The organism is Stenotrophomonas sp. AGC87 (genome assembly GCF_057333975.1).
The window spans coordinates 20,073-30,735 of the sequence record NZ_JBHFHW010000034.1; the positions used below are offsets into that span (position 1 = coordinate 20,073).

At 65.6% G+C, this 10,663-nt stretch carries 3 protein-coding genes and 1 pseudogene; 3 read left to right on the forward strand and 1 reads right to left on the reverse strand.

What is annotated here, in order from left to right; translation table 11 throughout:
* Positions 1-111: 111 nt before the first annotated feature.
* A pseudogene (locus ACE026_RS14215) lies at positions 112-5,007 on the reverse strand (NAD-glutamate dehydrogenase); the annotation flags it as partial.
* Between the two features lie 344 nt (positions 5,008-5,351).
* Here ACE026_RS14215 and ACE026_RS14220 point away from each other — a divergent pair.
* From ACE026_RS14220 to ACE026_RS14230, 3 genes are read left to right on the forward strand one after another with little or no spacing between them, the layout of a single operon-like run.
* The gene (locus ACE026_RS14220; RefSeq protein WP_486039479.1) at positions 5,352-6,011 is read left to right on the forward strand and encodes a TetR/AcrR family transcriptional regulator; all 660 of its coding nucleotides are present in this window, start codon (positions 5,352-5,354) and stop codon (positions 6,009-6,011) included.
* Positions 6,011-7,288 (forward strand): efflux RND transporter periplasmic adaptor subunit, encoded by a 1,278-nt coding sequence (locus tag ACE026_RS14225; protein ID WP_486039480.1) that lies wholly within the window; start codon positions 6,011-6,013, stop codon positions 7,286-7,288. Before ACE026_RS14220 ends, ACE026_RS14225 begins: the two co-directional genes overlap by 1 nt.
* Before the next feature lie 15 nt (positions 7,289-7,303).
* Positions 7,304-10,477, forward strand: coding sequence for a multidrug efflux RND transporter permease subunit (locus ACE026_RS14230; protein WP_486039481.1), 3,174 nt, complete (start codon positions 7,304-7,306; stop codon positions 10,475-10,477).
* Positions 10,478-10,663: the final 186 nt, after the last annotated feature.

Below are 10,663 nucleotides of genomic sequence, written 5' to 3' on the forward strand. Positions count from 1 at the left end.
GGCGGGGGGGCGCGCCGAAGGCGCGGGGGTTTGGAAGCATCGTCTGCATGGGGCCCACGGTTTGCAGGGCAAACCGTGGGGCGTCAGCGCGAATGCGCTCACGCACCCTGCTTACGCACCATGCGAGGCCAGCTGACCCAGGCGCTGCACCGCGACCGAGACGGTCGGGTAGTCCAGGGTCTTCTGCTCGGCCAGCTCGGCCAGCATCGCCAGGGTGAAGCGCAGGCTGCTGTCGTCACGACCCATCCAGGCGGCGACCTTGGCTTCGGCGCTGCTGCCCTTCATCGACAGGACCTGGGCAGCCAGGTTGCGATGGTGGGCGGCCAGCTCGTCGCGCAGCACGCCACGGGCCACGGCGTGCCAGCGGCCGTTGACCTCCAGCGCGTCGATCTGCTCGAACAGCCACGGCAACTGCAGGGCGTCGCCCAAACGGAAGTGGACCTTGGAGACGTCCACCGGCTTGAGCTTGCGGGTGCGGGCCAGTTCGATGATGTCGAACGCCGGCTCCAGGAACTGCAGTTCCGAAAGCTGCTGCGACAAGGCCGGCGGCAGGCCCTTGTCCTTCCACTCCTGCACGCTGGCCTCGTAGGCCGGGCGCTGCGAATCCGGCAGCACACCCGAGGCGTCGCGGATGTCGTTGAACGCGGCCTGGTAGCGGTTGACGGCTTCGGTGATGCCCGGCATGGCGCCCGGGCGCGAGAGCAGCCAGCGCACGAACGAACGCTGCAGCTTCCAGATCACTTCCAGCGCATCGATCTGCACCGACTCCGGCAACGTGCCGTCGAGGGCGTCGATCTGTGCCCACAGCGCGCGTGCGTCCAGCGTTTCACGGCTGATCGTGTACGCCTTGGCGACCTCGGCCACGGTGCGGCCGGTGTCTTCCTGCATGCGCATCAGGAAGGTGGCGCCCATGCGGTTGATGGTCTGGTTGGTCACGGCCGTGGCGATGATTTCGCGCTTCAGGCGGTGACGCTCCATCGCATCGGCGTACTTCTTCTGCAGCGGCGTCGGGAAGTAGCGCTGCAGCTCCTTGGACAGGTACGGATCTTCCGGAATGTCCGACTCGAGCAGCTGCTGGAAGGCCACCAGCTTGGAGTAGGACAACAGCACCGACAGTTCCGGACGGGTCAGGCCCTGGCCACGCGCCTTGCGTGCGGACAGTTCCGCATCCGAGGGCAGGTACTCGATCTGGCGATCCAGCAGGCCCTGCTGTTCCAGCGTGCGGATGAAGTGCTGCTTGGAACCCAGGCGCTTGACCGCCATGCGTTCCATCAGGCTCAGCGCCTGGTTCTGACGGTAGTTGTCCATCAGCACCAGCGCGGCCACTTCGTCGGTCATCGAGGCCAGCAGCTTGTTGCGCTGTTCGACGGTCAACTTCTTGGCCCGCACCACATCGTTGAGCAGGATCTTGATGTTGACTTCGTGATCGGAGGTGTCCACACCGGCCGAGTTGTCGATGAAGTCGGTGTTGAGCAGCACGCCGGCCTGGGCAGCTTCGATACGGCCCAGCTGGGTCATGCCCAGGTTGCCGCCCTCGCCCACCACCTTGCAGCGCAGCTCGCCGCCATTGACGCGCAGCGCGTTGTTGGCACGGTCGCCGACATCGCTGTGCTGCTCGCTGGCCGCCTTGACGTAGGTACCAATGCCGCCGTTCCACAACAGATCGACCGGCGATTTCAGGATCGCGCTCATCAGGTCGTTCGGGGTCATCGACTTGATGCCGTCGTCCAGGCCGAGCACGTCACGCACCTGCGGGGTGATCTCGATCGACTTCAGCGTACGCGGGTACACGCCACCGCCCTTGCTGATCAGCTTGGCATCGTAATCGGCCCAGCTGGAGCGCGGCACGGTGAACAGACGCTCACGCTCGACGAAGGTCGTGGCCGCATCCGGGTTCGGGTCCAGGAAGATGTGGCGGTGATCGAATGCAGCCACCAGGCGGATGTGGCGCGACAACAGCATGCCGTTGCCGAACACGTCGCCGGACATGTCGCCCACGCCGACCGCAGTGAAATCCTGGCTCTGGCTGTCACGGCCCAGCGCACGGAAGTGGCGCTTGACCGACTCCCACGCACCGCGAGCGGTGATGCCCATGCCCTTGTGGTCGTAACCGACCGAGCCACCGGAGGCGAATGCATCGCCCATCCAGAAGCCGTGCGCCACGGCCAGGCCGTTGGCGATGTCGGAGAACGTGGCGGTGCCCTTGTCGGCGGCCACCACCAGGTACGGGTCGTCCATGTCGTGGCGGACCACGTCCACCGGCGGCACGATCTTGTTGTTGACGATGTTGTCGGTGATGTCCAGCAGGCCCTGGATGAACAGCTTGTAGCAGGCCACGCCGTTGGCGAACACCGCATCACGGTCGCCGTTCACCGGCGGCATCTTGGCGAAGAAGCCGCCCTTCGCGCCGACCGGCACGATCACGGTGTTCTTGACCATCTGCGCCTTGACCAGGCCCAGCACCTCGGTACGGAAATCTTCGCGACGGTCCGACCAGCGCAGGCCACCACGGGCCACGGCACCGAAGCGCAGGTGGGTACCCTCCACACGCGGGCCGTACACGAAGATTTCGCGGTACGGGCGCGGCTTGGGCAGGTCCGGCACCAGCGCCGAATCGAACTTGAAGCTGATGACGTGGCCCGGACGGCCCTCGGCATCGGTCTGGTAGTAGCTGGTGCGCAGGGTCGCATCGATCACGCCCATGAAGCTGCGCAGGATGCGGTCTTCATCGAGGCTGGAGACGCGGTCCATCAGCTTGAGCAGCGCATCGCGCGCGGCATCCATCTGCACGGTGCGGTCGCCCTTGCGCGCATCGACCACGGTCTTGAGCACTTTCAGGGTGGCTTCGTCACCGCCGGCGAGCACGGTCAGATGCGCGCGCAGTTGGGCCTGGCCCTCGGCGATCGCGTCCTTGCTCTCGTGGCCGGTGGCCGGATCGAAGCGCGCTTCGAACAGCTCCACCAGCAGACGGGCCAGCAGCGGGTAGCGGGTGAAGGTGCCTTCCACGTAGGCCTGCGAGAACGGCACGCCGGTCTGCAGCAGGTACTTGCAGTAGCCACGCAGCATCGCCACCTGGCGCCAGTGCAGGCCGGCCGCAAGCACGAGGCGGTTGAAGCCGTCGTTCTCGGCATCGCCGTGCCACACGCGGGCGAAGGTTTCACCGAAGGCGGCATCGACGCTCGGCGCGTCGATCGCACCGGCCACCGATTCCACTTCGAAGTCCTGCACATACACCGGGGCGTTATCGACCGTCAGACGGTACGGGCGCTCGGCGATGACACGCAGGCCCATGTTTTCCATCATCGGCAGCGCATCGGACAACGGAATATCGTCCAGCTGGCGATACAGCTTCAGGCGCAGGCCGTCGCCGCCTTCGCGCTGCACGGCCTGCAGGCTCAGGCGCAGATCGTCCGGGCCGGTCAGCGCATCAAGCTGGCTGACGTCATTGGCGGCGATCTCGGTGCTGGAGTCTTCGATGTAACCGGCCGGCAACGCCTTGCCGATACGCGCCGCGATGCGCAGGCCTTCGCCCTCACCGTGACGGGCCACCAGCGCTTCGCGCAGATCGTCCTGCCAATTGCGCAGCACCTGGGCCAGTTTCTGCTCCAGTGCGCTGGTATCCACTTCCAGGGTCTGGCCAGCCTTCGGGCGCACGATCAGGTGCACCTGGGCCAGCGGCGACTCACCGAGCACGACCGAGCTGTCCACGTACTCGCCCTGCAGGGCGTCCTTGAGCATGGCTTCGATGCGCAGGCGCACATCGGTGTTGAAGCGTTCGCGCGGCAGGTACACCAGCGCGGAGATGAAACGGCTGTACTTGTCACGGCGCAGGAACAGGCGGCTGCGCACGCGCTCCTGAAGGCCCAGCACGCCCATGGCGGTGCGGAACAGTTCGTCTTCGCTGGACTGGAACAGCTCTTCGCGCGGCAGGGTTTCCAGGATGTGGCGCAGGGCCTTGCCGCTGTGGCTGCTCGGTGCCAGGCCGGACTGGCTCATCACGTATTCGTGGCGCTGGCGCACCAGCGGGATTTCCCACGGGCGGCGGTTGTAGGCGCTGGAGGTGAACAGGCCCAGGAAGCGCTGTTCGCCGATGATCTTGCCCTTGGCGTCGAATTCCAGCACGCCGATGTAATCCATGTAGCCGGAGCGATGCACGCGCGAACGGGCATTGGTCTTGGTCAGGATCAGCGCGTCCTTCAAGCCGGTGGTGGCATTGAGGCCCTGCGCGGCGAGCGTCTTGACCGGACGTGCAGCGGACTTGTCCTGCCCGCGCATCAGGCCCAGGCCGGTGTCGTTGAGCGGCGCCAGCACGTCTTCCTTGCCCTGCTTCTCCACGCGGTACTCGCGGTAGCCGAAGAAGGTGAAGTGGTTATCGGCGGCCCAGCGCAGGAATTCCTGCGCTTCGGCGCGCGAAGCGGCATCCACCGGCAGCTGGCGGCTGCCCAGGTCGTCGGCCAGGCTCTGCGCCTTGGCACGCATCGCGTCCCAATCGCGGACGATGGCACGCACCTCGTCCAGCGCCTTGATGATCGCCTTCTCGACGTCGGCCATGGCGTCGGCCGGCTGGCGGTCGATCTCCAGCAGCATCACCGATTCGGCGGTGCCGTCGCTGACACCGGTCAGTTTGCCAGCCTTGTCACGGGCGAAGCGGATCACCGGGTGACCCAGCACATGCACGCCGACGCCATGCTCGGCCAGCGACATCGTCACCGTGTCGACCAGGAACGGCATATCGTCGTTGACGATCTGCAACACCGTATGCGGCGACTCCCACCCGTTGCTCTTCAGCGTCGGGTTGAACACGCGGACGTTGGCCTTGCCGGACTTGCGCACACGCGCGAACTCCAGCGTGTCCGCTGCCAGTGCGGCCCACTCCTCGGCGCTGTGGTGCGGGAACTCGTCCGCCTCCATGCGCTTGTAGAAGTCGGCGGCAAAAGCCACTGCCTCGGCCTGCCCGGCCGACGGGTAGCGCTTGCGCAAGGCCGTGTACACCGGCTCCAGCGAGAAGCCCACTGGCGAAACAGTCTGCGTATCGGCTGGTTTGGATTTGTTTTTCACGGTCTTGGCTGCTGGTTTTTGCGGTTTCATGACGGAGCGGTGCGTGATGCTCAGTTGGGAAAATGAAATTGTAGGCCTACCGCACAGAAATACCTTGCTGCAGGACGGAATAAGGTCTTTCGGGTTGGGTCCCGTTTACATCGGCACGATCAATCCGGCCGAGTACGGATCAACGCATCGGGGTTTCATCCAACGCAGCATCGGCCGCTTCCGTTGCAACTTGACGTTGGTCATCAACTGCCACGGAAAAACAAGGCTTCTACAATTCTGAACTGGACGGTATAGTCCACCGCGTGAATCCCCCACACCCCGCCGCCAGCACCCTGGACGCGCGCGATCATCGCGTGTTCGATGCCGTGCGCGAGCTGCTGGCCAGCCAGGGCATGCAACTGAGCATGGACGCGGTGGCACAGCACGCCGGATGTTCCAAGCAGACCCTCTACAGCCGCTATGGCAATAAACAGGAACTGCTGAAGCGGGTGATGCAGCGGCACGTCTGCCGCGCCACCGCTGGGCTGCGATCACTCGACGGTGACGACCTGCGCGGCAGTCTGCTGCGGTTCGCCAACGACTATCTGGATCACTTCAACCAGCCGCACGTGGTCCAGGCCCGCCGCCTGATCGCCGCCGAGTCCAGTCAGTTCCCGCAGGAAGCCCGGACGCTGTACGAGGACGGTGCCGGGGCCTTGGCGCTTCATGTTTCTGAATGGATGACAACTCGTTCCGCCGAGGGTCAGCTGAGGCATGACGACCCGCACTTCATGGCTGAACTGCTATTGAGCATGATCGCCGGCTTGGATTTCGAGAAACAGCGTTTCCACATTCCCCACCGCGATGACGCCGCCGTGCGCCGCCGCTGGGCAGAATTCTCCGTCGACAGCTTCCTGCGCGCATTTGCTGCGCCCGATGCGGCCACGGCTTCGTATTCAAACCAACACCGGAGCTTCTCCTGATGATCGCCCCACTCCGCACCCTTGCCCTGACGTGCGCAGTCGCCCTTGCGTTGACCGCCTGCAAAAAGGAAGAGCAGCAGGCCCCGCCGCCGCCGGAGGTGGGCGTGATCGAGGCCAAGCCGCAGACCCTGCCGCTGCAGCGTGAGCTGGTCGGCCGTCTGTCGCCGTTCCGCAGCGCCGATGTGCGCGCCCGCGTCCCGGGCGTGCTGCTCAAGCGCGTCTATCAGGAAGGCTCGGATGTGAAGGAAGGCCAGGTACTGTTCCTGATCGACCCGGCACCGCTGCGTGCCTCGCTCAATGCTGCGCAGGCCGAACTGGCCTCGGCGCAGGCCACCGCCGCCAACGCCAAGGCCGCCGCCAACCGCGCCCGCTCGCTGGCCCCGCAGGCTTACGTCTCCAAGTCCGACCTGGATGCGGCCGAAGCCACCGAGCGCACTGCCGCTGCCGCCGTGCAGCAGGCCCAGGCCTCGCTGGCCAGCGCGCGGATCAACCTGGGCTATGCCGAAGTGCGCTCGCCGATCAGCGGCCGCGCCGGCAAGCAGCAGGTCACTGAAGGTGCGCTGGTTGGCCAGGGCGATGTGACCCTGCTGACCACCGTGGATCAGCTCGACCCGCTGTACGTGAACTTCTCGATGAGCGTGGATGAGTTGACCCAGATGCGCGCGGCCCAGGCCAAGGGCGCACTGGCGCTGAGCGGGGACGGCAAATCCACGGTGCAGGTGAAGCTGGCCGACGGCACGGTCTATGACCAGCCGGGTACGCTGGACTTCTCCTCGACCACGGTCGACCCGGCCACCGGCGCGGTCTCGCTGCGTGCGGTGCTGCCGAACCCGCAGCAGATCCTGCTGCCGGGTGCGTTCGTCAGCTTCCAGGCGACCCTGGGTGAGCGCAACAACGCCTACCTGGTGCCCCTGCAGGCACTGCAGCGCGACACCACCGGCGGCTATGTGCTGGTGGTGGGCAAGGACGGCAAGGTCGCCCGCAAGAATGTGAAGAGCGAAGGCCAGCAGGGCAGCAACTGGCTGGTCAGCGGTGGTCTGGATGCCGGCGATCAGGTGATCGTGGCCGGCGTGCAGAAGGTCAAGGAAGGCGAACCGGCCAAGGCCGCCCCCTGGAACCCGGCCGCCGGCAACGGCAATGGCCAGGCCCCGGCGGGTGCTGCTCCGGCAGGGGCCGCTCCGGCGGCTGCCGCCAAGCCTGATGCCGCGGCCGCCCCGGCCGATGCCGCCGCCGCAAAGTCCGACGCCGCTCCGGCTGCCGAACCGAACAAGCAATAACGGGAATCCTCCGTCATGCCTAAATTTTTCATTGAACACCCGGTATTCGCCTGGGTGGTCGCGATCCTGATCTCGCTTGCGGGCGTGATCTCGATCCTGGGTCTGGGCGTGGAGTCCTACCCGAGCATCGCGCCTCCCCAGGTGACGGTGAGCGCCACCTACCCCGGCGCCAGCGCCGACACCGCCGAAAAGTCGGTCACCCAGGTGATCGAGCAGCAGCTGACCGGTATCGATCACCTGCTGTACTTCAGCTCCTCCTCGGCTTCCAACGGCCGCGTCACCATCACCTTGACCTTCGAAACCGGCACCGATGCCGATATCGCCCAGGTCCAGGTGCAGAACAAGGTCTCGCTGGCAACGCCTCGCCTGCCCACTGAAGTGACCCAGCAGGGCGTGGTGGTGGCCAAGGCCAACGCCGGCTTCCTGATGGTGGTGGCCCTGCAGTCCGACAGCGCCTCGATCGACCGCGATGCGCTCAACGACATCGTCGGCTCGCGCGTGCTCGACCAGATCTCGCGTATCCCCGGCGTGGGCAGCACCCAGCAGTTCGGTTCCGAGTACGCCATGAACATCTGGCTCAACCCGGAAAAGATGCAGGGTTACGGCCTGTCGGCCACCCAGGTGCTGGCCGCGATCAAGGACCAGAACGTGCAGTTCGCGGCCGGTTCGCTGGGCTCGGATCCCTCGCCTGAAGGGCACTACTTCACCGCGACGGTCTCAGCCGAAGGCCGCTTCAGCTCGCCGGAAGAGTTCGAGAACATCATCCTGCGCGCCAATACCGACGGCTCGCGCGTGCTGCTCAAGGACATCGCCCGGATCGCCTTCGGTGCGAACAACTACGGCTTTGACACCCAGTACAACGGCAAGCCGACCGGTGCCTTCGCGATCCAGCTGCTGCCCGGCGCCAACGCGCTGAACGTGGCCAATGCGGTCACCTCGAAGATGGACGAACTGTCCCCGAGCTTCCCGGCCGGTGTCAGCTGGTTCTCGCCGTACGACAGCACCACCTTCGTGAAGATCTCGATCGAGGAAGTGGTCAAGACCCTGATCGAAGCGGTCGTGCTGGTGTTCCTGGTGATGCTGATCTTCCTGCAGAACTTCCGCGCCACGCTGATCCCGACCCTGGTCATCCCGGTCGCGCTGCTGGGCACGTTCCTGGGCATGAGCATCATCGGCTTCACCATCAACCAGCTGACGCTGTTTGCGATGGTGCTGGCGATCGGCATCGTGGTCGATGACGCCATCGTGGTGATCGAGAACGTCGAACGCATCATGACCGAGGAGAAGCTGCCGCCCAAGGCCGCCACCCAGAAGGCCATGACCCAGATCACCGGTGCGGTGGTGGCCATCACCGTCGTGCTGGCAGCGGTGTTCATTCCGTCGGCCCTGCAGGGCGGCGCCGCCGGTGAGATCTACAAGCAGTTCGCGCTGACCATCGCCATCGCGATGGCCTTCTCGGCCTTCCTGGCCCTGGGCTTCACCCCGGCGCTGTGCGCGACGTTCCTCAAGCCGACGCACAACGACAAGCCGAACATCGTCTACCGCACCTTCAACAAGTACTACGACAAGGTCAGCAACACCTACGTGGGCCACATCACCTCGGCGGTGAAGCATGCCCCGCGCTGGATGATCCTGTTCGTGGTGCTCACCGTGCTGTGCGGTTTCCTGTTCACGCGCATGCCGGGCAGCTTCCTGCCCGAAGAAGACCAGGGCTACGCGCTGGCGATCGTGCAGCTGCCGCCGGGCTCGACCAAGTCGCAGACCAACCACGCCTTCGCCCAGATGCGCGGCATCCTGGAAAAGCAGGATGGCTTCGAAGGCATGCTGCAGGTGGCCGGCTTCAGCTTCGTCGGTTCCGGTGAAAACGTGGGCATGGGCTTCATCCGCCTCAAGCCCTGGGCGGACCGTGACATCACGGTGCCCGAGTTCATCAACAACATGAACGGCGCGTTCTACGGGATCAAGGAAGCGCAGATCTTCGTGGTCAACCTGCCGACCGTGCAGGGCCTGGGCCAGTTCGGCGGCTTCGATATGTGGCTGCAGGACCGCGGCGGCGTGGGCTATGAGCAACTGACGCAGGCGCGCAACATCCTGCTCGGCAAGGCCGCGCAGGAAAGCGACCTGCTGACCGGCGTGCGCCCGAACGGTCTGGAAAACGCCCCGCAGCTGCAGTTGCACGTGGATCGCGTGCAGGCGCAGACCATGGGCCTGTCGGTGTCGGACGTGTACAGCACCATCCAGCTGATGCTGGCCCCGGTGTACGTCAACGACTTCTTCTATGAGGGCCGCATCAAGCGCGTGACCCTGCAGGCCGATGGCCCGTACCGCACCGGCGCGGAGTCGTTGAACAGCTTCTACACGCCCAGCACGCTGCAGACCAACGCCGATGGCACGCAGGCGATGATTCCGCTGAGCACCGTGGTGAAGTCCGAGTGGGTGTCCGCACCGCCGTCGCTGAGCCGCTACAACGGCTACTCGGCGGTCAACATCGTCGGTTCGCAGGCCGCCGGGCGCAGCTCGGGCGAGGCGATGCAGGCGATGGAGCGGATCGTCAACGACGACCTGCCGGCCGGCTTCGGCTACGACTGGTCGGGCATGTCCTACCAGGAAATCCTGGCCGGCAACGCCGCGACCCTGCTGCTGGTGCTGTCCATCGTGGTGGTGTTCCTCTGCCTGGCCGCGCTGTATGAAAGCTGGTCGATCCCGGTGGCGGTGCTGCTGGTGGTGCCGCTGGGTGTCCTTGGCGCCCTGGCCTTCTCGCTCGCCCGTGGCCTGCCGAACGATCTGTACTTCAAGATCGGCCTGATCACGGTGATCGGCCTGGCGGCGAAGAACGCGATCCTGATCGTGGAGTTTGCGGTGGAGCAGCGGGCCGCGGGCAAGAACCTGCGCGAGGCGACCATCGAAGCCTCCCGCCTGCGTTTCCGCCCGATCCTGATGACCTCGTTCGCCTTCATCATGGGCGTGGTGCCGATGGCCATCTCCACCGGTGCGGGCGCCAACGCGCGTCACGCGATCGGTACCGGCGTGATCGGCGGCATGGTGTTCGCCACCTTCCTGGGTCTGCTGATGATCCCGGTGTTCTTCGTGGTGGTCCGCCGCATGCTGGGTGACAAGCTGGACGAACCGTCCAAGGAGTTCCTGGAACGTCAGGGTGAAGCCAACACGGCGCACCGTCCGGATCGTTGATGGACAGGGGCAGCCCCGGCTGCCCCCTCCTCCGGTAGGTGACCACCGTGGGTGGTCACGCTGAAACGAAAAAGCCCCGGCGCGAGCCGGGGCTTTTTTGTGTGCGCCGCATGACGGGTAGCCACACCATGTGTGGCTGACCGGAAGCGATCCCGGTAGTGGGGGGGGGGGGGGGGGGGGGGGGGG

Excerpts from the sequence above, each read along its gene's own strand:
- ACE026_RS14230 (WP_486039481.1), top strand. The coding sequence starts at position 7,304 with ATGCCTAAATTTTTCATTGAACACCCGGTATTCGCCTGGGTGGTCGCG.
- ACE026_RS14225 (WP_486039480.1), top strand. The coding sequence starts at position 6,011 with ATGATCGCCCCACTCCGCACCCTTGCCCTGACGTGCGCAGTCGCCCTT.